This window comes from Gordonia desulfuricans NBRC 100010 (genome assembly GCF_001485495.1).
GTDB lineage: Bacteria > Actinomycetota > Actinomycetes > Mycobacteriales > Mycobacteriaceae > Gordonia > Gordonia desulfuricans.
Map to the genome: position 1 here is coordinate 1 of NZ_BCNF01000131.1, position 22003 is coordinate 22003.

Genomic DNA, 22003 nt, shown 5'->3' on the forward strand with positions numbered 1-22003 from the left:
GGCACGGCGCCGGCCCCGGCGGGCGGGCCGCCACCCGCGCCGTCCGGACCGTCGGGGGCGGTCGAACCACCGGGCCGGACCGGCGTCGTCTCACCGGCGGCGAGCATCTTCGCCATCGGCGTGATCAGCATCGACGGCAGTTCCGTCGCGGTCGACACCATCGGGGCGATCGCGTCGAGAACGGTCCCGGCGACGGCGAACGGTGACTGGGCGGCGGCCCCGGTGGCCGCGGCCGGTGCGGCGGTCACCGGCACCGGCGCACCGTTGACGGTCATGTGCGTGGTGGGGGCGAGGAGCTGGGCGCGGGTCACCGCCACCGCGGCGGTCGCCTCCGACAGCCCTTCGGCGGCGAACCCTGTGACCAGCGGCAGTCCCGCCCCGCTCGGGATGAGTGGCACTGCGGCCAGCATCTTGCCGATGGTGGCCGCGAGGATCGCCTGCACGGCGGCGAGCCCGGCGGCCACGATCCCTGCGGCGGTCTGGATGTCGAAGGAGATGCCGGTGCCCTGCGCCGACAGCTGGCCGCTGTTGACACTCGCCTCCCCGGTCTTGGTGGCCGCCGCGATCGAGCTCTGCCCCACCCAGAGTTTGTCGGCGAGTTCGAGGGCGCTCTGCGCCATCGTCATCGAGGTCTCGAGCACCGTGGACAGACCGTCGAAGACCATCGTCGGATCGAAGTCGGCCATCGCGAGATCGCCGGTGCCGAAGCCGCCGAGCAGATCGGTGATCGGTTTGACGAGCAACCCGAGGTCCACGGTGGGCAGTGGCGGCAGGCCCGGAAGCGGTGGCAGCGGCGGGATCTCGGGAAGACCCGGCAGTCCGAGACCGGCGAGGACATCACCGACGGGGCGATCGAGGATCGGCCCGAGCGGTGTCGCCGCGATCATCTCGTTCACCGACAACTCGCTCAACGCAGGCAGATTCGCCCCCACGTCCACACTCGTCGCCGCCCCGGTGCCGCTCATCGCGATCTCCCCGGCCACGCCCCGCGCCCGGTCACAGCACCGACCGCAGCGTCGCGGCCGACTCCCCGTCGACCCCCTCGAGGTCGGCGAGGCCGAGCACCGCCTCGGCGGCGGTCGCCGCATGCACCGCGGCCAGACTGCCCACCGAGCCCAGATGCGCGGCCTGCGCGGCGATGAACGCCGCCAGGAACTCCTGACCGATCAGCCCGAACACCGGAACCATGGCCAGGGTGTTCGCCGCCGCGTTCACCGATCCGGCGGTGGTCACAGCGGTCCCGATCGCAGCATTGGTGGCCGCGAAGCCCTGCAGGATCTCCGGTGTCACCGACACGTCACCCACGATTGCCCCCTTGATCTGTGTGTCCTCTTGTACTCACTGCGGTTTGTGGTCACTGCGTTTGTGGTCACTGCGGTCTTCGCCGACCGCGACCCACTCACTGCGACCCACCCACTGCGTCGCATCCGCCCTCGCATGAACCGGCTCCGATGTCCGCCCCGATGCCCCCGGCATCGGGGCGATCAGCCGTCCGGCCGGGTCTCGACCAACTCGGTGAACGAGTCGGTGAACTCCTCGGTCACCGCGGCCCGCGCAGCAAAAGCACGTTGCGCGGCCAGCGCCGAGGTCGTCACGATGGTCTCGCCGAGGCGGGCGCCTCCGAGCCGCTCCATACCGTCGGCCAGCCACAGCCCGAGCAGCACACCGTTGCCGTCCACCTCGACGGTGACCGCATCATCGGCCGAGGTCTCCCGGACCCGGATGCGCGCCAACTGCTCACCGAATTCCCGCAGACGGCCCAGCTGTGCCGCCGCCCGCGCCTCGAGTTCGTCCATCGGCCAGGCCATCTCGACCCTCACACCGACCGCAGCCACGACGCCGGCGCGGAGACCTCGTCGTCGTCACGGAGTTCTTCGGCCGCGAGGTCGTCCGGACGTGGCAGCCCCATCAGGTCGACGGTGTCCCGGGCGATCCCCGATCCGATCAGCTCGGACCGCAGACGGATACCTGCCGCCATCGCCGACTGCCGGCACAGCCGCAGGATCTCCTCGGCGAGAAGTGTCGGCCCCTTGGCGAGTTCCGCGTCGTCGATGCGTACCGCCAGGGGCAGTCCCTGCCCGGTGGTGATCACCGACAGCCGGCCCGAGCGTGACCGTGCGGCGGACGTGCCCGCCAACGGACCGGTCGTCTCCTGCGTGCGGCCACCGGTTCCGTCGGTGACGGTGTGGTCATGAACCATGGTCTTCCCCCTGTGAGCGTCGATCGACAAGACGCGCGCCCCGCCCCGTTGCGGTTCCCCTGGCAACACCGAGGTCTGCGAGTCCACCCGTCCGGGTGATGTGACTCCGATCTCAGTGGGTCCTGATGATGCCACAATCCCGGCAACCCGGCCGAATTCCATCCACAGCCGATCACCGCACGTGAACGGGCCATTCGTGGGTAGACTCCGCTCCCAAGTCTGCCGGGCACTGCCAGACCGGACCATCAGACACCTGCACAGGGGGGACCACATGCATCCAGATCGAATCGACCCATATCCGGATTCCGACGCGGCCGACCGGGGACCCGCCGCCCACGATCCGGCCACCGGCCACGAGGCGCCGGCCCCGGCGCCGCCGCCGTGGCTGCAGTTCGCCCCACCGCCGGCACCCGGGCAGGCACCCGTTCCGGTCCCCGCCCCCACCTCCGCGATCACTCCGCCCGACCACATCCCGCACGATCTCCCGCCGGACCCGTTCCCCGCCACCGCCCACACCGCGGCCCCGGCCGGTGCTGTGTCGAACGGCGCTGTGCCGAACGGTGCGGTGCCGAACCATCCCGTGCCGAACCACCCGGTACCGGACCACCCTGCGCCGATCGGTGCGGGAGCAGGTACCGGCACCGTGAATCCGGCGGCACCGCAACCCGATCCGGTTCCCGTCCAACCCATGCCGCCAACGGATCCGGGTGCATTCACACCCTTCCCACATGGTGCCGGGATGGCGTTCCCGGAACCGCCACCGGGCGTCCCGTTCCCACCGGCGAGCGCGATGACACCGGTGCCCCAACAGTTCGGGACACCGCCACCGGCACCGCCACAGGGATTCTCGCCCAACGGATTCGAACCCAACGGCTTCGGTCCAAACGGCTTCGGACAGTCGGGGCCCGCACTCGACGACGTCGCCCTGCTCCGCAAGGCGCGTCGGGCTCCGGCCCGCGGGTGGCGTCGGGCGGTCCACACCTTGTCGGCCGGGGCGATCAACCCGGGGGACTCGTCCTCCGAGTTGCGCTATCAGCAACTGCTGGAACGGCTTCGACGCCCGGTGCGCGGCGACTATCGGATCGCGGTGCTGTCGTTGAAGGGCGGCGTCGGCAAGACCACCACCACCGTCGGCCTCGGCTCCACATTCGCCTCCCTGCGCGGCGACCGCGTGATCGCCGTCGACGCCAACCCCGACCTCGGCACGCTGGCCCAACGCATTCCGCAGCAGACCGCCTCCACTGTTCGAGACCTGCTCGCCGACGGCAACGTCTACCGCTACAGCGACGTCCGCGCCCACACGTCACAGGCGCCCAGCCGCCTGGAAGTGCTGGCCTCCGAACGAGATCCGGCGATGGCCGAGGCCTTCAGCGAGGAGGAGTACCGGGGTGTGATCGGCATCCTGCAGCGGTTCTACAACATCATCATCACCGATTGCGGGACCGGCCTGTCCCACAGTGCGATGAACGGTGTCCTGGACCTGGCGAATGCGATCATCCTGGTCTCCTCCCCCGCGCTCGACGGCGCCCGCAGCGCATCGGCCACGCTGGACTGGCTCGAGGCGCACGGGTATTCGCACCTGGTGTCCCGCGCGGTGGTGGTGCTCAGTTCATCTCGCTCCGGTGCGTCCACCATCGACGTCGACCAACTCGCCCAGCACTTCCTGACCCGATGCCGTGCGGTGCAGACCATCCCGTTCGACGACCACCTGTCCGAGGGCGCCGACGTCGATCTCGAACTGGTCGGCAAGGGCACCCGCCACGCCTTCGTCGAGCTGGCCGCCATCATGGCCGACGATTTCGCACCGACCGGTCACCGGCACCCGGAGCCGCTGTTGCCCCAGTGACCGGCCGACGGTGACCAGCGGACCCGGCGAGCGTCAGTCGCGGTGTCGGCCGGCGTCGTCGGCGGTCGGCTCCGGCCCGGAGACCGCGGATGCGTCGTCGGGGTCGGAGTGGTCGCCGGGGTCGGCCGACGTGTCACCGTCTGTTTCACGTCGGCCTGTTTCACGCCGGTCTGCTTCACGCCGGCTGCGCAGCCAGCGGCGGCCCATCGCGATCCCCATCGGGACGACGACGGTGAGCACCGACGCGATGATGAACACCTCGAGATGGTCACGGATCAGCGGCACCTGGCCGAGGAAGTAGCCGAGCATCACGATGCCCGCCGCCCACACGAAGCTGCCGAGCACCGAGAACAGCGTGAACACCCGGTACGGCATGCCGCTGAACCCGGCGAACAACGGGGTGAGCGTGCGCACCACGCCGATGAACCGGCCGAAGAACACCGTCAGCGGGCCGTACCGCTCGAAGAATCGGTGGGTGCGCTCGACATACTCCGGTCCGACGGCGCGCCGCATCCGGCCCTCGATCACGCTACGACCGACACGCCGGCCGATGAAGTAGCCGCATTGGTCGCCGAGAATCGCCGCCAGCGGCACCAGGATGCACAGCCACCAGACCTCGGCGAACGGGTTGGGCTGTGCAGCAAGCACTCCGGCGGTGAACAGCACGGAATCGCCGGGGAACACGAAGCCGATGAGCAGGCCGGTCTCGACGAAGATCAGCACACACAGGCCGATCAGGCCGCCGGTCGCGAGGAACGAGTCGATGTCGAACGGATTCATCACCGTCCAGACTAGGGCTTCTGGACGACTGTCCCACTCTGGCCCGCCCAGTTCGCCGGGACGTCAACTGCCGGCAACACAACGGGCGAAATGTGCCAACCTGGGGTTTACTCAAGGGTAAAGATCCATCGGATTCCAACGCCGAGCGGATCCCCAGCAGGACCGGACAGCCGGACAGTCCAGCCGCCGACCGGTCCCCCGATGGCCACATCACAGCGCCGTGAGCAAGGAGTCGATCATGACCGGACCCCGACACCCCATGCCGCCGAATCGTTCGATCCCGACCGGCGGGACCTCGACCCCCAATCTTCGTCCGGTCTCCGACACCGCGGTCCGGATCGAATACCACACGATCCACGGATATCGACGCGCCTACCGCATCGCCGGCAGCGGACCGGCGCTGCTGCTGATCCACGGCATCGGCGACAACTCGTCCACGTGGAACGAGGTGATCCCGATGCTCGCCCAGCACTACACGGTGATCGCCCCGGACCTGCTCGGACACGGCCTCTCCGACAAGCCCCGCGCCGACTACTCGGTGCCGGCCTTCGCCAACGGCATGCGTGATCTGCTGGTGGTGCTCGGGATCAGCAAGGTCACCGTCGTCGGTCATTCGCTCGGCGGCGGCGTCGCGATGCAGTTCTGCTACCAGTTCCCCCGGTTCGTCGAGCGGCTGGTGCTGGTCGCGGCCGGCGGCGTGACCCGCGAGGTCAATCCCGTCCTGCGGGCCGCGACCCTGCCGGTGGTCAACGAGGTGCTCACCCTGCTCCGCATCCCCGGCGTGATGCCCGCACTGCGCGGAGTCGCCGGTGCCCTCGTCGGGCTGCCACACGTCCCCGGCGTACCCCGGTCGCTGTCACCGCGCCGAGCCCTCAACGACCACGAGGACCTCGTCCGGGTGCTCGGCGATCTGGCCGACCCGCATGCGTCGGCGGCGTTCATGCGGACGCTGCGCGCCGTCGTCGACTGGCGAGGGCAATCGGTGACGATGCTCGACCGGTGTTATCTGACCGAACGACTCCCGGTGCTGTTCATCTGGGGCGACGACGACACCGTCATCCCCTATGAGCACGCACTGATCGGACACGCCGCCATCCCCCACTCGCAGCTGCAGACGTTCCCCGGTTCCGGCCACTTCCCCTTCCATGACGACCCCGAGCTGTTCGTGCAGGTGGTGACCACTTTCCTGGAGCAGACCGACCCGGTGGTCTTCGATGCGCTCCACTGGCGGGCACTCATGTCCACCGGCGGTCCCCGGCCCGAGGAGTTCGTCGGTGACGACGACACCGTGGAGGCCGTGCTCGACGCGATCGAGGACGAACGTTCCGCCACCTGACCCGCCATTCGTGCGACGATGGGCCGATGAGTGGCCCGTTCCCCCACGAGCATGATCCCCAGCGGCTCCCGCCCGACCTGACGAAGCAGACGCCTCCCGGCCCGCCGGCGACCCCGGGATATCCATCGCCCGGCTACGGAACCCCCGGCTACGGCACCCCCGACTTCGGCACCCCCGGCTACGGGCCCGGCCCCACACCGGGGATGGGCACACCGGGGATGGGCGCACCGGGGATGGGCCCGGGCGCGGCGGGTGCGGCGCTGGTCGTCATCGGTGACATCACCTGCACCCAGACGCACGTCATCACCCCGTCGGGCACCTTTCCGATCGCCGGGACCCAGTGGTCGGTGCTGGACATGTCCCGGACCAGCGAGGAGATCTCGCAGACGGGGATCATCCTGGCCCTCGTCGGCTTCGTGTTGATCTGTGCCCTGAGTCTGCTGTTCCTGCTGATGAAGGAAACCAAGACCACCGGATACATCCAGGTGACGGTGCACGGCCACGGCATCACCCATGTCACCAACATCCCGGCCCTCAACGCCGGCGCGATGTTCGACATCAGCAACCGCGTGCAGTACGCGCGCAGCCTCGCCGCCGCCTGAGAGCGCCCGTTCGGCTCCCCGACCACCCACCGACGACGATCCGATGCCGGTCGCGGTGCCGGGTACGGGCACCGACGTCGACCGGACGACCGACGGCGCCGTAGGTTCACCCCCGTCGCGTGAGAGGATGGCCGTCATGAGCTACCAGCCGAACCCCTATGGCACCCCCGACCCGTACGGCAGCCAGCCCGGTCAGGGTTCTCAGCCCGGATACGGATCGCAGCCGGGGTACGGCTCCCAGCCCGGCTATGGTGCACAGCCTGCCTACGGCGCCCAGCCCGGCTACGGTGCCCAACCCGCCTACGGCGCCCAGCCCGGATACCCCGCGGCGGGCTATCCCGGCTATCCGGGCTACGGGTACGGCCCCGACGTCGACCCGATGACCGGTGAGCCGCTGTCGGACAAGTCCAAGGTCACCGCAGGTCTGCTGCAGCTGTTCCTCGGTGGATTCGCCGCCGGACGCTTCTACATCGGCGACATGAAGATCGCCTCGATCCAGCTCGGCCTGAACGTCCTGTCCTGGATTCTGTTCATCCTCGGCATCGTCATCATCGGTGTCGCGGGCAGCAACAACTCCGACGGTGGCGCGGTCTTCGGCGTGCTGCTCATGTTCGTGGGGATCGCGATCATCTTCGCCGTCAGCATCTGGGTGCTGATCGACGCGATCATGATGTTCACCGGCAGCGTCCGCGACGGACAGGGCCGCAAACTCCGAGGCTGACCCCCCGACGCTCCCGATCGCCCGGGGCGTCCGTCACCCGCCGCAGCAACCGCCGGTGGAGGTACGGACGTCCCGGGTGATCTCGTTTCGGGCCGCGAGTTCGTCGGCGGCCGGGTAGTCCACACCCACCAGGCAGAGGCCGCGGGCCTCGGCGACCGGCACCGTCGAACTGCGGGTGCGTTCGGTCAGGAGGGCGGCACACCAGTCGACGTCGCGGCGACCGTCGCCGACGGAGGCGACCGCACCGACCAGTGAGCGCACCATCGACCAGCAGAACGCATCGGCGCTCACCTCGCCGACCAGCACGCCGTCGGCGTCGCGGGTCCAGGCGAAGCGCTGGAGGTCGCGGATGGTGGTCGCTCCCTCGCGGCGCCGGCAGAACGCGGCGAAGTCGTTGAGCCCCAGCAATGTCTGGGCCGCGGCGTTCATCGCGTCCACGTCGAGCCGATGGCGCCACGCGGCGGTGATCCGGGCGACGGTCGGCTCGGCACCCCATCGGGTGTCGGTGAGCCGATACCGGTAGTGCCGGCGCAGCGCCGAGAACCGGGCGTCGAAGTCGGTGGTGACGGTGGTGACGGCCTTGACCCGGACGTCGTCGGGCAGCATCTTCGCGAGCCGTCCGACCAGTGTCGTGGGGTCTCCGCCGATCGAGCGGGTCGCCAGCGCCGCGGCCGGGATGTCGGCGTGGCACACCTGGCCGGTGGCGTGCACCCCGGCATCGGTGCGACCGGCGACGGTCAGCCGCACCGGCACCCGCAGCACCGTCGACAGCCGCTCCTCGAGGGTCTCGCACACGGTGCGCTGACCGATCTGACGGGCCCACCCGGCGAAGTCGGTGCCGTCGTACCCGATGTCGAATCGCAGACGAACGAACCCGCCGTCACCGGGTGTGGTGACGGCGGGTTCGGTCATGCGTGTGTCCTCGCTCAGTCGTCCGACTTCTTCTCGTCGGCGACCTCTGCGGGGGCCTCGTCGGCAGCTGCCTCGACAGCCTCGGCCTCGACGGCCTCGGTCTCGGCAGGGGCCTCGTCGGCCTTCTGCGACGCGGCAACCCGGTTGGCGCGGTTGGCCTCGGTGGCCACGGTCGACCCGGTCACCAGCTCGATCACTGCCATGGGGGCGTTGTCGCCCTTGCGCGGCAGGGTCTTGATGATGCGCGTGTAGCCGCCGTTGCGCTCCGCGAAGCTCGGGCCGATCTCCTCGAACAGCGAGTGGACGACGTCCTTGTCGCGGATCACCTTGAGCACCTCACGCCGGTTGGCCAGCTTGCCGGCCTTGGCGTGGGTGATCAGCTTCTCGGCGTACGGGCGAAGGCGCTTGGCCTTGGCCTCGGTGGTGGTGATACGGCCGTGCTCGAAGAGCGACGTGGCGAGGTTCGCCAGCATCGCCTTCTGGTGGCTGGCCGACCCGCCGAGGCGGGCACCCTTGGTGGGCTTGGGCATTGTCTTCTCCTAGGAGGGACTCACGATCTCACGACCGGAAGTCAGGGTATTGGCGAGCGCCTTACAGCTGCTCGGTCTCTGCGAAATCCTCGCCGGTGTCGCCGTCGAACGATGCATCGTCCGACCACGTACCGGTGGCGGGGTCGTAACCGGCGACCTGCGACGGGTCGAAGCTGGCCGGGCTGTCCTTGAGGGACAGACCGAGCGCGTGCAGCTTGACCTTGACCTCGTCGATCGACTTCTGCCCGAAGTTGCGGATGTCGAGCAGATCCGACTCGGTCCGTGCAACCAGCTCACCGACGGTGTGGACACCCTCGCGCTTGAGGCAGTTGTAGGACCGCACGGTCAGATCCAGATCCTCGATGGGCAGGCTGAACGATGCGATGTGGTCGGCCTCGGCCGGCGACGGTCCGATCTCGATGCCCTCGGCCTCGACGTTGAGCTCCCGGGCGAGCCCGAAGAGCTCCACCAGGGTCTTGCCCGCCGACGCCAGCGCGTCACGCGCGCTGATCGAGTTCTTGGTCTCCACGTCGAGCACCAGACGATCGAAGTCGGTGCGCTGCTCGACACGGGTGGCCTCGACCTTGTAGGTCACCTTGAGCACCGGCGAGTAGATCGAGTCGACCGGGATACGGCCGATCTCGGCACCCGACGCCTTGTTCTGCACGGCCGGCACGTAGCCGCGGCCCCGCTCGACGACGAGCTCGATCTCGAGCTTGCCCTTGTCGTTGAGGGTCGCGATGTGCAGGTCGGGATTGTGCACGGTGACACCGGCCGGGGGCACGATGTCGGCGCCGGTGACGGTGCCCGGACCCTGCTTACGCACGTACATGGTGACCGGCTCGTCCTCTTCGGAGCTGACCACGAGGCCCTTGAGGTTCAGGATGATGTCGGTGACGTCTTCCTTCACACCCGGGACGGTGGTGAACTCGTGCAGGACCCCATCGATCCGGATGCTGGTGATGGCAGCGCCCGGGATGGAGCTGAGCAGGGTACGACGCAGCGAGTTGCCGAGGGTATAGCCGAAGCCGGGCTCGAGCGGTTCGATGACGAACTTCGACCGGTTGTCGGCGAGGATCTCCTCGGTCAGGGTGGGTCGCTGTGAGATGAGCATTTCGCGTTCTCTCCTTGTGGCCGCCCGCTATTTGACGGCCTAGAAGGTGGACCGAGCAGCTGTTGCTGCTGGTTGTCGGTGTGATCCCCCGAGCCGCCCGACACCGGGGTGCGGGCTTCTCGGGGTCACACGGGGGCGAACCCCCGTGTGGTCACTTCGAGTAGAACTCGACGATGAGCTGTTCGGTCAGCGGGACCTCGATCTGGGCACGCTCGGGCACGTTGTGCACGAGGATGCGCAGGGTGGAGGGCACGACCTGCAGCCAACCCGGGACCGGACGATCGCCGACGAGCTCCTTGGCGATCTGGAACGGGGTGGTGGCCAGCGACTTCGGACGGACATCGATGATGTCGTACTGGCTGACGCGGTAGCTGGGGACGTCCACATTCACACCGTTGACGGTGAAGTGGCCGTGGCTGACCAGCTGACGGGCCTGGCGACGGGTACGGGCCAGTCCGGCGCGGTACACGACGTTGTCCAGACGGGTCTCGAGGATGCGCAGCAGCTCGTCACCGGTCTTGCCGGAGCGGCGGTTGGCCTCTTCGTAGTAGCGGCGGAACTGCTTCTCCAGGACGCCGTAGGTGTAGCGCGCCTTCTGCTTCTCCTGCAGCTGGAGCAGGTACTCGCTCTCCTTGATCCGCGCGCGGCCGTGCTGGCCGGGCGGGTAGGGGCGACGCTCGAACGCCTGGTCGCCGCCGATCAGATCGACGCGCAGACGACGGGACTTCTTTGTTGCGGGGCCGGTATAACGAGCCATGTTTGTCTGTTCCTCCCTTTCCCGCTAGACCCGACGCCGCTTGGGCGGCCGGCAACCGTTGTGCGGCTGCGGGGTGACATCAGAAATGGTGCCGACCTCGAGGCCGGCGGCCTGCAGCGACCGGATGGCGGTCTCGCGACCCGAGCCCGGTCCCTTGACGAACACGTCGACCTTCTTCACGCCGTGCTCAGCGGCCTTGCGCGCAGCGTTCTCGGCCGCGAGCTGAGCCGCGAACGGGGTGCTCTTGCGCGAGCCCTTGAAGCCCACGTGACCCGACGACGCCCAGCTGATGACGTTGCCGTTCGGATCGGTGATCGAGACGATGGTGTTGTTGAACGTCGACTTGATGTGCGCGTTACCGTGCGGGACGTTCTTCTTATCGCGACGCCGTGCACCCTTCTTGGGGCCTGCGCTACGTGACTTCGGAGGCATTACTTCTTCTTCCCGGCGATGGTCTTCTTCGGGCCCTTGCGAGTGCGGGCATTGGTCTTGGTGCGCTGTCCGTGGACCGGCAGGCCACGACGGTGGCGCAGACCCTGGTAGCAACCGATCTCGATCTTGCGACGGATATCGGCCTGCACCTCGCGACGCAGGTCACCCTCGACCTTCACCGAGGCCTCGATGTATTCGCGCAGCTTGGCGACATCGGCGTCGGTGAGATCCTTGGCGCGCAGGTCTGCGGACAGACCGGTACCCGCCAGGATCTCCTTGGAGGTGGTACGCCCAACTCCATAGATGTAGGTCAGTGCGATCTCCAGCCGCTTCTCGCGGGGGAGATCCACACCAGCAACACGTGCCATGTGGCATTCCTTCTTGATCTCAGAGGTCTGCTCCCGGTCCGTCCTGCTCCGATGGCCAGACCGTGGTGTCTGGCGCGGCAGGCTCCGGCCTCTGAACCGGAGGTGGGCGGCGACCCGTCTGTCGACGCTGGTGCCGGGAGGGCTTCACAAAGTTCTGTTCAGCTCTGATGCGTATTCAGTTGTCCACTGTGTTCACTCGTGGTGTTTCACCAAGCGATCTGGTGTGGGTGTGCTCAGCCCTGACGCTGCTTGTGGCGCAGGTTCTCGCAGATCACCATGACCCGGCCGTTACGGCGGATCACTTTGCACTTCTCACAGATCGGCTTGACGCTCGGCTGAACCTTCACGTCAATCTCTCCTGTTGTCGCCCGCAGGACACGACCGTAGGGCCGCACCTCGCAGGTGTGGTTTCCCGAACCGGTTGGGCCGGGAGGTCTTACTTGTAGCGGTAGACGATCCGCCCACGACCGAGGTCGTAGGGCGACAGTTCCACGACGACCCGGTCCTCGGGCAGGATGCGGATGTAGTGCTGCCGCATCTTGCCGCTGATGTGGGCGAGCACCTTGTGACCGTTCTCCAGCTCGATGCGAAACATCGCATTCGGCAGCGGCTCGATCACCCGACCCTCGACCTCGATGGCCCCGTCTTTCTTCGCCATGTCCTCCGCGATCCTGGTGGCGCCGTGGCGTCCACCCGGTTGAATCCGTACGTTTCCGTTACTGTGTTGGCACACTTGGGCGTCACCGGCAGGCCTGAACGGCCCCGGTGAACCGGACCCATGACACGCGCAAACCGGCACGCTTCGCGCACCGACGTTCAATGCTACGCGAACTGCGGGAACAGTCCAAACCGGCACGATCGACCCACTCAGGGACGCCGTCGGGGCGTGGCCGACGCCACGTCGGCTGGCAGAATGTGGCGTATGCGCGCCTTCGTGATCCGCACCGCCTTCACCGGTCTGTCGCTCTGGATCGCCACGTTGATCGTCCCGGGACTGCACTTCGTCTGGGATGTCCACGACGCCACCTGGCAGAAGGTCGGCATCGTCTTCTTCGTCGCGGTGGTCTTCGGCGTGATCAACGCATTCGTCAAGCCGATCGTGCAGATCCTGTCGATCCCGCTCTACATCCTCACGCTCGGGCTGATCCACATCATCATCAATGCCCTGATGATCGAGCTCACCTCGTGGTTCACCCGCAACACCACCGGCTGGGGCCTGGAGGTCGACAGCTTCTGGTGGTCGGCGGTCTTCGGCGCGATCGTCATCTCGGTGGTCGGCTGGCTGATCGCCCTGGTGATGAAGGAACCCGACGTCTACCAGGCCTGACCGCCCGCCCGGCCAACAGACCGGTACCGGTCCGGCCGGGACCGAGGTGCCCGGCCGGACCGGTCCGCGTCAGATCGCCCCGAGGATCCTGGCGACCTCGATCGTCGGGGTCTGCGACCCGAGGACCTGGATCGCGACATGGTCGGCCCCGGCAGCGAGGTGGGCGTCCACCTGGTGCCGCACGGCCACCTCGTCGCCGTGCGCGACGAGTGCGTCGATCAGGTCGTCACTGCCGCCGTCGGCGATGTCGGCGGCGGTGTATCCGAGCCGCTCGAGGTTGGACGTGTAGTTGCGCAGATGCAGGTAGGGCTTGTCGACCGGCGGACGGCCCACCTTCCGTGCCGCGACCGGATCGGTGTCGAGCACCACCTTGTGTTCCGGTGCCAGCAGCACCCCGTCGCCGAGGGTCTCCCGCGCGATCCGGGTGTGCGCGGGCGGCGTCAGGTACGGATGCGCGCCCAGAGCCCGGTCGGCCGACAGGCGCAGCATCTTGGGGCCGAGTGCGGCCAGCACCCGACGCAGCGTGGGCACCCCTTCGGCGTCGAGGACGTCGAGGTAGGCGTTCACCGCGGAGTACGGGGTGGTGTACTCGGCGGTCGCCTCGGGATGTCCGGCGCCGATCCCGAGATAGAACCGTCCCGGGAAGTCGTTCTCGAGGGCGTGGAACTCGGCGGCGATCTTCGCGGCGTCGGTGTTCCAGATGTTGACGATGCCGGTGGCCACGGTCACGTGCTCGGTGGCCTCGAGCACCTTGCGGACCGGCCCGAGGTGCTCGGGCGATCCGCCGAGCCAGATGGTGCCGACACCCAGGTTCACGAACTCGGCGGCCTGTTCCGGTGAGAACTGTCCCCACCAGCCCCATACGCCGTGTGTGCCGAATCGTTCGACATGTGCAGATCGGTCGGTCGTGGTCACGTGAATCCCTTCGGTGAATGTCACGGTGCGCCACTCCCACCGGATGGCGGATTCCACCGTGCGAAGTCCGTGGTCTGTCCTCGCGGTGCTACCCCGCGGGGCACCTCCGCCACGCTACCCGCCGATCGCAGCGCCTCCCCCGGCCCGCGCGCCGCCCCACCTGGCATGCTGGACCGGTGCGTGCGGTCATCCAGCGAGTCACCGAGGCCAGCGTCCGGGTCGACGGCGAGGTGGTCGGTGCCCTCGACATCGCGCCCGGTGGGCACGGGCTGGTCGCCCTGGTCGGTGTCACCCACGACGACACCCCCGAGTCGGCGGCCGTCCTCGCCGACAAGATCTGGCGACTGCGGATCTTCGGTGGGCACGACGGCGGACCCGAGCGGGCAGCCGCCGACGTCGACGCCCCGATCCTGGTGATCAGCCAGTTCACCCTCTACGCCAACACCGCCAAGGGCCGTCGGCCGTCGTGGAACGCCGCCGCGCCCGGTCCGGTGGCCGAACCGCTGGTCGACGCCGTCGCCGCCGCATTGCGCGAGGCCGGGGCGCAGGTGGCCACCGGCCGTTTCGGTGCGCACATGGAGGTCGATCTGGTCAACGACGGTCCGGTGACCATCCTGTTGGAGGTCTGATGGGCCGCGTCACCGCCCGCCGCCGTGTGGTCCGCATCCGACGCGGGACCGAACCCACCACCCGCGCCGACACCCTGGCCGGCGAGGAACCGCTGGAGATCCGCATCGGCGGTCAGCCCTTCACCGTCACCATGCGCACGCCCGGCAACGATGTCGAGCTCGCGACCGGATTCCTGGTGTCGGAGGGAATCATCGCCCGCGCAGACGATCTCGTGACCGCCCGGTACTGCGCCGGCACCGATGCGAGCGGCGCCAACACCTACAACGTGCTCGATGTGGCGCTCGCCGCACACGTGACACCACCGGCACCCAACCGGTCGCTGCCGTCGAGCAGCGCCTGCGGGGTGTGCGGCAAGGACAGCATCGACGACGTGGCGGTGCGTTCACGATTCGACCTCCGCACCGACGATTTCCGTGTCGCGGCCACGACCGTTCTCGCACTGCCGGATCGACTTCGGCAGGGGCAGAAGACCTTCGACAAGACCGGCGGACTACATGCCGCGGGATTGATCGATGCGGCCACCGGCGAGATGCTGGTGATCCGCGAGGACATCGGCCGGCACAATGCCGTGGACAAGGTGATCGGGTGGGCCCTGGCCCGGGATCTGCTGCCGTTGCGCGCCCACATCCTGCAGGTGTCCGGGCGCGCCGGATTCGAGCTGGTGCAAAAGGCGGTGATGGCCGGCGTGCCGATGCTGTCGGCGGTGTCGGCGCCGTCGTCACTGGCCGCCGATCTCGCCGACGAGCAGGGTCTGACCCTGGCCGGTTTCGTCCGCGGGGAGTCGATGGTGCTCTACACCCATCCCGAGCGCGTCACCGACACCACCGTCGACTGAGAGTGCGCCACATCCCGTCGACCGGGCACCCGAACGCGTTCACCGGGCTCCACATCCCGTCGACCGGGCGCCGTCACCGCGGCCGGGACATCTCAGACGTCGAGCCGCTCCCCGCTCTCGGTGTCGAACCAGTGCAGTTCGCGGACGACCGGTGTCAGGCCGATCTCCTCACCGACGATGAACTCCTGGCGGTGGTCGGCACGAACGACGATGCGCCCGTGCCGGATCGCGGCGTCGGCGGTGCAGTACACGAACTGCTCGGCACCGAGTTCCTCCACCAGGTCGACCTGTGCGGTCACCGCGCCCGGACCCACCGGCCCGAGTTGCCATGCCTCGGCCCGCAGCCCCACCGTCACCCGCGCCGGGGCACCGGTGGGCAACGGCACCTCGACGCCGCCGAAAGCAGCTCTGCCGGTGCCGGTCTCGGCGTCGACGAGGCACATCTGCGGAGTGCCCATGAATCCGGCGACGAACATGTTGGTCGGTCGGCGGTAGATCTCACGCGGGCTCCCGACCTGCTGCAGCACACCGCGATCGAGGACGGCGACACGATGGCCCATCGTCATCGCCTCCACCTGGTCGTGGGTGACGTAGAGCGTGGTGGTGCCCAGTTCGCGTTGCAGGGCGGCGATCTGGGCGCGCGTGCTCACGCGAAGCTTGGCGTCGAGATTCGACAGCGGCTCGTCCATGCAGAACACGCGCGGCCGCCGGACGATCGCGCGGCCCATCGCGACCCGCTGACGCTGTCCGCCCGACAGCTTCGCCGGTTTCCGGTCCAGCAGCGCCTCGAGTTCGAGCATCCGGGCCACCTCGGCGACGCGGGCAGCGGTGTCGGCCTTGGACATTCCGGCATTGCGCAGGGCGAAACCCATGTTCCCGGCGACGGTCATGTTGGGATACAGCGCATAGTTCTGGAAGACCATCGCCACGTCACGTTCTTTCGGTGCCATCCCCGACACGTCGTCGGCGTCGATCAGGATACGGCCGGACTCGATCGACTCGAGGCCCGCGAGCATGCGCAGCGTGGTGGACTTGCCACACCCGGACGGCCCGACGAGCACCATGAACTCGCCGTCACCGATGTGCAGATCGAGGGCGTCGACGGCGGGCGGGATGTCGTCGGCGAACCGACGGGTCGCCGCGTCAAAGGTCACTGAGGCCATGAGATCTCTCGAATCCTGCTCTGTCGTACGGCACCGGCGGGTGGCACCGTGTCACGGGGTGGGGTGATGTCCCCGGGGAACGATCCGATCGGATCGTTCCCCGGGGACATCGACTTCGGTGGCCGATCAGGCCGGCAGCTTGGGCTTGATCTGACCGTCGTAGATCCGCTGCAGCTGCTGCTGGACGTCACCGAGGGTCTTGCCGACGTCGGCGTTGCGAAGACCGATCTGCTCGTAGCCGGTACCGATGACCTTGTCCGCGCCGGGCAGGAACACCCGCGCGTAGTCCTGCGACTTGGTGTTCGGGAGCTGCTCGATGGCGGTCTTGAAGTTCGGATTCTCGGCCAGGAACGCCGCCATCGACGGGTCGCTCGCCGCGCCGGTGCGCACCGGCATGTAGCCGACGTTCTGCGAGAAGTACGAGGTGTTGGCGGTGTTGGTGATGAAGTCGACGAGCTTGAGCGCATTGACCTTCCGCTCATCGGAGATCTTCGCCGGGATGGCCAGACCCGCACCACCGGTCGGACAGCCCTTCACACCGTTCGGTGCCGGCAGGAACGCGGTGCCGAAGTCGAACGTGGCGCCCTTGGTGATGCCGGAGAGGTCACCGGTCGATGCGATGGTCGAGGCGATGATCCCAGCGCTGAAGTCGGCGGCGATATCGTTGGAGATGGCCGCGTACTTGTCCTTGTTGATCGAATCCGACAGGTACTGCGCCGCCTGGATCGTCTTGGGGTCGGTGAACTTCAGGTCCCACTGGTCGGAGTAGGCGCCACCGAAGGTCCAGGTGGGTCCCTCGAAGGTCCAGCCGAGGTAGTCGGTGGCATTGCCCCAGCCGTGGGCCTGCTTGCCCGAACCCACGACCTGCTGGATCTTGGGCCCCCACTCGCCGAACTCCTGCCAGCTGGCCGGACCGCGGTCGGGCAGGCCGGCCTTGGACCAGACATCCTTGTTGTAGTAGAACAGCGGTGTCGAGCGGGCGTACGGCAGCGCCCAGTGCTGGTTGTTCCACTGGTAGTCGGCGACCAGCGAGGCGACATACTCCGAGGTGTTCACCCCGGCCCGGCCGAACAGGTCGTCGAGCGGCGAGATCGCGCCCATCAGTGCGAAGTTGAACCACCACACATCCGACAGCACGACGATGTCGGGTACCGATCCACCCGAGAGCGCGGCGTTGAACTTCTGGGCGATCTCTTCGTAGTTCTTGCCGCCGTCGACCAGCTGCACCTTGATACCCGGATTGGCGGCCTCGAACCGGCTGATCAGTTCCTTCTCCACGTCACCGGACTTGCCGGGGTGGTTCGACCACCAGGTGAGGTTGTTGGCGTCGCCACCACCGGACGAGGAACTGCTGTCGCCGGAACCGGCGCAGGCGGCCAGGGTCAGGCCGGCGGCGGCGGTGGCGGCCGCGGCGAGGAACCCGCGACGTGAGATGTCGGTCATGCTGTCATACCCCTTTGTGTGTGTTGTCGAGATACGTTGCGCCCGAGCCGGTCAGCCTTTGACCGCACCGGAGGTCAAGCCCTTGATCATCTGGCGTTGCAGCACCAGGAACACCACCAGGATCGGCAGCATCGCCAGCACGGTTGCCGCCATCACCGGGCCCCAGTTGGTCACGCCGTCGTTGTTCTGCAGCTGGGTCAGGCCCACCGGCAGGGTGGCCACCGAGTAGTCGTCGGCCATCAGGAACGGCCACAGGTACTCATTCCACTCGTTGACCAGGGTGATGAGCGCGAAGGCGACCATCGTGGGGATCGAGATCGGCAGCACCACCCGCAGCAGCAGCCGCAGGTGACCGGCACCGTCCATCCGGGCGGCCTCGATGATCTCGCCGGGGATGGACAGGAAGTGGTTGCGCATCAAGAAGGTTCCGAATGCCACCCCCGCCAGCGGCACGATGATGCCGATGAAGGTGTTGCGGAAGCCGAGCTGGGCGACCAGCGAATAGTTGGTGATCACGGTGATCTGGTTGGGCACCATCAGTGCCGCGATGATCATGATGAACACGACGTTCTTGAACGGGAACCGCAGGAACACCAGCCCGTAGGCGCTGAGCACACCGAGCACGAACTTGGCGGCGGTCAGGATTCCGGTGACGATGATCGAGTTCCGGAGGAACTGCCAGAACGGCACGGACGTGGTTGCCTCCGTGTAGTTCTCGGGATGCCAGGTGGAGGGCCACCACACCGCGGGCTGGACGTAGATCTCGGAGCGGTCCTTGAAGGACGCCAACAGGATCCACACCAGCGGCAGCGCCACGATCAGCACCACGGCCACCATGGCGGCATACCCGCAGACGGTGGCGATCCGGGTCTTCGTCGACTCGCTCATCGGCCCTCCCGATCCATGAACCGCACCTGGGCGACGGTGATGATCAGCAACACGAGGAACATGATGGTCGCGACGGTGGCGCCGTAACCGGCACGGAAGTTCCGAAACGACTCCTCATAGACCTGATAGACCATCGTGGTGGTGCCGTTGCCGAGCGGCCCGCCGCGGGTCATCACGTTGATGATGTCGAAGACCTGCAGCGAGTTGAGCATCACCGTGATCGACAGGAAGTACGTCGTCGGACGCAGCTGCGGGAGCAGGACCCGGCGGAAATGCGTTGCGGGACCGGCCCCGTCGATCTTCGCTGCCTCGTCGAGGTCACTGCGGCGGGCCTGTAGTGCGGCCAGGTAGATGACGAAGGTGTAGCCGATGTTCTTCCACAGGTAGGTCACCGTCACCATGAACAGCGCCCAGTGCGGCTGCTGGTAGAAGTCCGGGGCCGCACCGAACCCGAAACGCATCATCAGGTCGTTGATCAGCCCGAAGTGCGGGTCGAAGACGAACTGGAAGGCGATACCGACCGCGGCCCCGGAGATGACGAACGGTGCGAAGATGGTCGACCGCACGAAGTTTCGTCCCTTGAGCGCCCGGTCGAGCAACAGCGCCAGTGCCAGCCCGATCACCATGCTGCCCACCACCGCGAACAGCGTGAAGATCACCGTGTTCGAGACGATCGTCCAGGTATCCGAACGGGTGGCCCACTCGCGGTAGTTGTCCCAGCCGATGAACGTGGCGCCCGGTGACGAGATGTTCCAGTCGTAGAACGACATCCGGATGTTCTCGATCAGCGGACGATAGGTGAACACCGCCAGCAGAACGAGGTTGGGTCCGACTATCGCGAGGAACAACGCGTAGGTACGCCACGGTCGTCGACGCCCCGCTTGGGGCAGTACATGTTCGGTTACCGCAGGCACTCGGGGGAGTATTCAGCGCGATTCGTACGTCTTGCGAACGATCCGGTGCCCTACCGATGACCACTCGGCGTCGGATGCGTGCGCCGAACCCAACACCAGGTGTCACGCTGGTTACCAACCGGATTCGTCACGCCTCGATGCCCCTCGGACCCCCCGACCCCGTTGCGCCCTGACGACGCCTGGTCCGGGTCAGTCCTCCTTGCCCGATGCCGCGAGCCGCAGCAGTTGCCCGGCGGTCGCATCCGGGAGATACGCGCGCGAGACCGCCAAGCCGATCCGGGGAAGATCGGACTCGTCCCGGAACGCGAGATACACCGGCTCGTACCGTGGGTTGAACTTCTTCTTGAACGTGTGCAGCGACCGGAACCCGTAATACGGTTCGAGCGCCTGCCCCAGCGCGTCGAGTACTTTGTCCAGCGGATCGGCATCGGATTCCCCGGTCCGGGCCAGCGGCGCCCCCGACAACGAGATGAACTGGGCACCCTCGTCTTTGAACGCCACCGCCGACGAGGCGATCAGGTACTCCACCACCGGCCCGAAGCCGTCGGTGCGCCGTCGCATGATGTCGAGCGTCCATCCCGCGACGTCACCACCGGGTGCGAACACCGGCAGCCACGACAGCACCCCGTGCACATTGCCCTCCGGGTCCACCGCGAGTGCCACGCGCACCTGCCGGTCCATCGCCTCCTCGACGCTGCCGAGGGTGAAACCCATCTCGGGAAGCCCCTTGTCCCCCACCCATTCCTCGGAGATCGCCCGCACCTGGGTACGCACCGCGAACGATTCGTCCGGCAGCGTGACCATCCGCATCGAGATGTCCTGTTTGGTCGCCTTGTTCATCGCCGACCGCACGTGTTGCCACGGCTTTCCCTTGAACTGCAGGTCCGGCAGGTCGACGATGGTGTCCTCGGCGATCTGCACACTGCGCCAGCCTCGTTCGGTGACGATCTCCGATGTCTCGGTCCCGATCGAGAACCAGCACGGTGTCGCACCGGCGCTCTCCGCGAGGTCGATGAAGCCACCCACCGCGGCGCGTCGCCGCTCCGGTGCACAGACCGGATCGGCCAGTGCCAGAAGCGTTCCGACGTGTTTCTGGTAGGTCACCACCGAGCGGCCGTCATCGGTGAACAGGTAGTGGTTGCCGGGCCACGTCGTCATCCATGACATCGTGCCGCCGCCGTACTCGCGCAACAGTTCACGGACGTGGTCGACCGGATCCCCGTCGGGGTCCCCGACATGTCGCACGCGCCACGGCACGGCGAAGGCGAACCGCCCCGGCACGAGGATGGCCAGCACCAGCCCCCACAGCAGGGTGGTCCCCAGGGTGACCGCACCCTCGGTCTCGACATCGGTGAAGGCGACGAGCGCCAGTGTGACCACGGTGAGGATCACGTTGAGCGATCCCAGGACGACTGCCACCCACCATGCCCAGCGCTTCCCCCGCCGGAGCTGATCGGCGATCAGGACGTTGATCGCCAGACCGATCAGCATGGCGTACACCGATTCGTCGCCCGCGTCGGTCGGACCGAGCGGTCCACTGCCGGGGAACAGGAACACCAGGAGGTTGGCACCAGCGATCACCAGCACCGCCGCACAGCCGAGCATCCGGACCTCGCGCCGGGTGCGCGGAACGTATCCGTGCTCGTTGACGGCGAAGAACTTCTCGCCGACGAACAGCATGATCGTCGCGGCGAGTACCCATTCGACCGACGCGAGTGTGCCCTGGAACAAGAAGGCGACCGCGACGATCGCACCCAACAGCACGCGCACACGCAGGCGCCACGGCGAACGGATGGTCGCCGAGGCCACCGCCACCGCCGACACCACCAGCGCCCCCACCCCGGTGGCCCGGGCGTCGGCGAGCTGATCGGCCCAGTGCCACGAGGCGAACTGCGCGGAGAACAGCCACACCAGGGCGACGGTCAGCAGACAGGACACGATGTGCCCGCCGACGCCGACGAGGATCGCCTTCACCGTGCCGAGTTGCCGTTCGGCCCAACCCATTCCGACGACGATCACCACGACGAAGACGAGATACATCCAGGGTCCGGGTTCGACGAACGCCGAACTGAGCGGCGTCCACCACCGGCCCTCGCGGAGTGCGGGCAACCCGAAGGCGACGTCGCGATACCACGACTCGTCCGATGCCCGGCCCCACAACGATCCGGTGACCGCACCCACCACCACGAGCGCAGCCGCAAGGACGAGGGTGAACGGCAGTCGGCGTACGGCATCCCGCCACGACACATCGAAGTGCATGGTCAACACTACGACGCGGACGCCACCGCTA

At 67.7% G+C, this 22003-nt stretch carries 26 protein-coding genes; 7 read left to right on the plus strand and 19 right to left on the minus strand.

Going from position 1 to position 22003, the window contains the following annotated elements; all coding sequences use genetic code 11:
* The 4 genes from GD1_RS19655 to GD1_RS19670 form a co-directional block, all read right to left on the minus strand.
* Positions 1-965 (minus strand): hypothetical protein (locus tag GD1_RS19655; protein ID WP_059039246.1); only part of this gene is annotated, 965 nt, incomplete at its 3' end.
* Between the two features lie 31 nt (positions 966-996).
* Entirely contained in the window at positions 997-1305 is a 309-nt protein-coding gene (locus GD1_RS19660) for a type VII secretion target (protein WP_059039235.1), read from the minus strand.
* A 179-nt stretch (positions 1306-1484) separates the two neighbouring features.
* Positions 1485-1808 (minus strand): YbaB/EbfC family nucleoid-associated protein, encoded by a 324-nt coding sequence (locus tag GD1_RS19665; protein WP_053778070.1) that lies wholly within the window; start codon positions 1806-1808, stop codon positions 1485-1487.
* Between the two features lie 8 nt (positions 1809-1816).
* Positions 1817-2200: a hypothetical protein gene (locus tag GD1_RS19670; protein WP_059039236.1), complete on the minus strand. Its 384-nt coding sequence runs from the start codon at positions 2198-2200 to the stop codon at positions 1817-1819.
* Positions 2201-2471: 271 nt separating this feature from the next.
* Between GD1_RS19670 and GD1_RS25085 the strand changes: the two genes are divergently transcribed.
* The gene (locus GD1_RS25085) at positions 2472-4046 is read left to right on the plus strand and encodes a MinD/ParA family ATP-binding protein (protein WP_083534488.1); all 1575 of its coding nucleotides are present in this window, start codon (positions 2472-2474) and stop codon (positions 4044-4046) included.
* A 33-nt stretch (positions 4047-4079) separates the two neighbouring features.
* On the opposite strand, the gene GD1_RS19680 is transcribed toward GD1_RS25085, so the two are convergent.
* Positions 4080-4826: a DedA family protein gene (locus GD1_RS19680; protein WP_083534490.1), complete on the minus strand. Its 747-nt coding sequence runs from the start codon at positions 4824-4826 to the stop codon at positions 4080-4082.
* Between the two features lie 259 nt (positions 4827-5085).
* Here GD1_RS19680 and GD1_RS19685 point away from each other — a divergent pair, with 259 nt between their 5' ends.
* The 3 genes from GD1_RS19685 to GD1_RS19695 all read left to right on the plus strand — a co-directional run bounded on the left by GD1_RS19685 (position 5086) and on the right by GD1_RS19695 (position 7485).
* Positions 5086-6162, plus strand: coding sequence for an alpha/beta fold hydrolase (locus GD1_RS19685; protein WP_059039237.1), 1077 nt, complete (start codon positions 5086-5088; stop codon positions 6160-6162).
* A gap of 26 nt (positions 6163-6188) precedes the next feature.
* The gene (locus GD1_RS19690; protein ID WP_059039238.1) at positions 6189-6764 is read left to right on the plus strand and encodes a hypothetical protein; all 576 of its coding nucleotides are present in this window, start codon (positions 6189-6191) and stop codon (positions 6762-6764) included.
* Positions 6765-6900: 136 nt separating this feature from the next.
* Positions 6901-7485, plus strand: coding sequence for an NINE protein (locus GD1_RS19695; RefSeq protein WP_157079558.1), 585 nt, complete (start codon positions 6901-6903; stop codon positions 7483-7485).
* 33 nt (positions 7486-7518) lie between these two features.
* On the opposite strand, the gene truA is transcribed toward GD1_RS19695, so the two are convergent.
* The 8 genes from truA to infA form a co-directional block, all read right to left on the minus strand.
* Entirely contained in the window at positions 7519-8397 is an 879-nt protein-coding gene (gene truA, locus GD1_RS19700; protein ID WP_083534494.1) for a tRNA pseudouridine(38-40) synthase TruA, read from the minus strand.
* Positions 8398-8411: 14 nt separating this feature from the next.
* Positions 8412-8927 (minus strand): 50S ribosomal protein L17, encoded by a 516-nt coding sequence (gene rplQ / locus GD1_RS19705; protein WP_020790657.1) that lies wholly within the window; start codon positions 8925-8927, stop codon positions 8412-8414.
* A gap of 61 nt (positions 8928-8988) precedes the next feature.
* Positions 8989-10041, minus strand: a complete 1053-nt coding sequence (locus GD1_RS19710; RefSeq protein WP_020790661.1) for a DNA-directed RNA polymerase subunit alpha — start codon at positions 10039-10041, stop codon at positions 8989-8991.
* 151 nt (positions 10042-10192) lie between these two features.
* Positions 10193-10798, minus strand: a complete 606-nt coding sequence (gene rpsD / locus GD1_RS19715) for a 30S ribosomal protein S4 (RefSeq protein WP_059039239.1) — start codon at positions 10796-10798, stop codon at positions 10193-10195.
* Positions 10799-10822: 24 nt separating this feature from the next.
* On the minus strand, positions 10823-11230 hold the full coding sequence (gene rpsK / locus GD1_RS19720) for a 30S ribosomal protein S11 (RefSeq protein WP_006338095.1): 408 nt from the start codon (positions 11228-11230) through the stop codon (positions 10823-10825).
* On the minus strand, positions 11230-11598 hold the full coding sequence (gene rpsM / locus GD1_RS19725; RefSeq protein ID WP_020790663.1) for a 30S ribosomal protein S13: 369 nt from the start codon (positions 11596-11598) through the stop codon (positions 11230-11232). The genes rpsK and rpsM overlap by 1 nt, the downstream gene beginning before the upstream one ends.
* 233 nt (positions 11599-11831) lie before the next feature.
* Positions 11832-11945 (minus strand): 50S ribosomal protein L36, encoded by a 114-nt coding sequence (gene rpmJ, locus GD1_RS19730; RefSeq protein ID WP_005207978.1) that lies wholly within the window; start codon positions 11943-11945, stop codon positions 11832-11834.
* An 89-nt stretch (positions 11946-12034) separates the two neighbouring features.
* Complete coding sequence (gene infA, locus GD1_RS19735; protein ID WP_005170487.1) at positions 12035-12256, minus strand: translation initiation factor IF-1; 222 nt, start codon at positions 12254-12256, stop codon at positions 12035-12037.
* Between the two features lie 264 nt (positions 12257-12520).
* Between infA and GD1_RS19740 the strand changes: the two genes are divergently transcribed.
* Complete coding sequence (locus tag GD1_RS19740; protein WP_053778042.1) at positions 12521-12925, plus strand: phage holin family protein; 405 nt, start codon at positions 12521-12523, stop codon at positions 12923-12925.
* A gap of 69 nt (positions 12926-12994) precedes the next feature.
* On the opposite strand, the gene GD1_RS19745 is transcribed toward GD1_RS19740, so the two are convergent.
* The gene (locus GD1_RS19745) at positions 12995-13840 is read right to left on the minus strand and encodes an LLM class F420-dependent oxidoreductase (protein ID WP_059039249.1); all 846 of its coding nucleotides are present in this window, start codon (positions 13838-13840) and stop codon (positions 12995-12997) included.
* 176 nt (positions 13841-14016) lie between these two features.
* Between GD1_RS19745 and dtd the strand changes: the two genes are divergently transcribed.
* Both dtd and fdhD read left to right on the plus strand, forming a co-directional pair.
* Positions 14017-14469, plus strand: coding sequence for a D-aminoacyl-tRNA deacylase (dtd, locus tag GD1_RS19750; protein ID WP_059039240.1), 453 nt, complete (start codon positions 14017-14019; stop codon positions 14467-14469).
* Positions 14469-15305: a formate dehydrogenase accessory sulfurtransferase FdhD gene (gene fdhD / locus GD1_RS19755; RefSeq protein WP_053778040.1), complete on the plus strand. Its 837-nt coding sequence runs from the start codon at positions 14469-14471 to the stop codon at positions 15303-15305. Before dtd ends, fdhD begins: the two co-directional genes overlap by 1 nt.
* A 92-nt stretch (positions 15306-15397) precedes the next feature.
* Here fdhD and GD1_RS19760 read toward each other — a convergent pair whose 3' ends face one another.
* The 5 genes from GD1_RS19760 to GD1_RS19780 all read right to left on the minus strand — a co-directional run bounded on the left by GD1_RS19760 (position 15398) and on the right by GD1_RS19780 (position 21972).
* Positions 15398-16468, minus strand: a complete 1071-nt coding sequence (locus tag GD1_RS19760) for an ABC transporter ATP-binding protein (protein ID WP_059039241.1) — start codon at positions 16466-16468, stop codon at positions 15398-15400.
* 126 nt (positions 16469-16594) lie between these two features.
* The gene (locus GD1_RS19765) at positions 16595-17911 is read right to left on the minus strand and encodes an ABC transporter substrate-binding protein (protein ID WP_059039242.1); all 1317 of its coding nucleotides are present in this window, start codon (positions 17909-17911) and stop codon (positions 16595-16597) included.
* Between the two features lie 51 nt (positions 17912-17962).
* Complete coding sequence (locus GD1_RS19770) at positions 17963-18799, minus strand: carbohydrate ABC transporter permease (protein ID WP_059039243.1); 837 nt, start codon at positions 18797-18799, stop codon at positions 17963-17965.
* A complete protein-coding gene (locus GD1_RS19775) occupies positions 18796-19713 on the minus strand; it encodes a carbohydrate ABC transporter permease (protein ID WP_059039244.1) in 918 nt (305 codons plus the stop codon). The genes GD1_RS19770 and GD1_RS19775 overlap by 4 nt, the downstream gene beginning before the upstream one ends.
* Positions 19714-19902: 189 nt before the next feature.
* Positions 19903-21972: a bifunctional lysylphosphatidylglycerol flippase/synthetase MprF gene (locus GD1_RS19780; protein WP_059039245.1), complete on the minus strand. Its 2070-nt coding sequence runs from the start codon at positions 21970-21972 to the stop codon at positions 19903-19905.
* Positions 21973-22003: the final 31 nt, after the last annotated feature.

Coding starts and splice junctions, on each gene's coding strand:
- GD1_RS19665 (WP_053778070.1), bottom strand. CDS start 1,808: ATGGCCTGGCCGATGGACGAACTCGAGGCGCGGGCGGCGGCACAGCTG.
- GD1_RS19670 (WP_059039236.1), bottom strand. CDS start 2,200: ATGGTTCATGACCACACCGTCACCGACGGAACCGGTGGCCGCACGCAG.
- GD1_RS25085 (WP_083534488.1), top strand. CDS start 2,472: ATGCATCCAGATCGAATCGACCCATATCCGGATTCCGACGCGGCCGAC.
- GD1_RS19680 (WP_083534490.1), bottom strand. CDS start 4,826: ATGAATCCGTTCGACATCGACTCGTTCCTCGCGACCGGCGGCCTGATC.
- GD1_RS19685 (WP_059039237.1), top strand. CDS start 5,086: ATGCCGCCGAATCGTTCGATCCCGACCGGCGGGACCTCGACCCCCAAT.
- GD1_RS19690 (WP_059039238.1), top strand. CDS start 6,189: ATGAGTGGCCCGTTCCCCCACGAGCATGATCCCCAGCGGCTCCCGCCC.
- GD1_RS19695 (WP_157079558.1), top strand. CDS start 6,901: ATGAGCTACCAGCCGAACCCCTATGGCACCCCCGACCCGTACGGCAGC.
- truA (WP_083534494.1), bottom strand. CDS start 8,397: ATGACCGAACCCGCCGTCACCACACCCGGTGACGGCGGGTTCGTTCGT.
- rplQ (WP_020790657.1), bottom strand. CDS start 8,927: ATGCCCAAGCCCACCAAGGGTGCCCGCCTCGGCGGGTCGGCCAGCCAC.
- GD1_RS19710 (WP_020790661.1), bottom strand. CDS start 10,041: ATGCTCATCTCACAGCGACCCACCCTGACCGAGGAGATCCTCGCCGAC.
- rpsD (WP_059039239.1), bottom strand. CDS start 10,798: ATGGCTCGTTATACCGGCCCCGCAACAAAGAAGTCCCGTCGTCTGCGC.
- rpsK (WP_006338095.1), bottom strand. CDS start 11,230: ATGCCTCCGAAGTCACGTAGCGCAGGCCCCAAGAAGGGTGCACGGCGT.
- rpsM (WP_020790663.1), bottom strand. CDS start 11,598: ATGGCACGTGTTGCTGGTGTGGATCTCCCCCGCGAGAAGCGGCTGGAG.
- infA (WP_005170487.1), bottom strand. CDS start 12,256: ATGGCGAAGAAAGACGGGGCCATCGAGGTCGAGGGTCGGGTGATCGAG.
- GD1_RS19740 (WP_053778042.1), top strand. CDS start 12,521: ATGCGCGCCTTCGTGATCCGCACCGCCTTCACCGGTCTGTCGCTCTGG.
- fdhD (WP_053778040.1), top strand. CDS start 14,469: ATGGGCCGCGTCACCGCCCGCCGCCGTGTGGTCCGCATCCGACGCGGG.
- GD1_RS19760 (WP_059039241.1), bottom strand. CDS start 16,468: ATGGCCTCAGTGACCTTTGACGCGGCGACCCGTCGGTTCGCCGACGAC.
- GD1_RS19765 (WP_059039242.1), bottom strand. CDS start 17,911: ATGACCGACATCTCACGTCGCGGGTTCCTCGCCGCGGCCGCCACCGCC.
- GD1_RS19770 (WP_059039243.1), bottom strand. CDS start 18,799: ATGAGCGAGTCGACGAAGACCCGGATCGCCACCGTCTGCGGGTATGCC.
- GD1_RS19780 (WP_059039245.1), bottom strand. CDS start 21,972: ATGCACTTCGATGTGTCGTGGCGGGATGCCGTACGCCGACTGCCGTTC.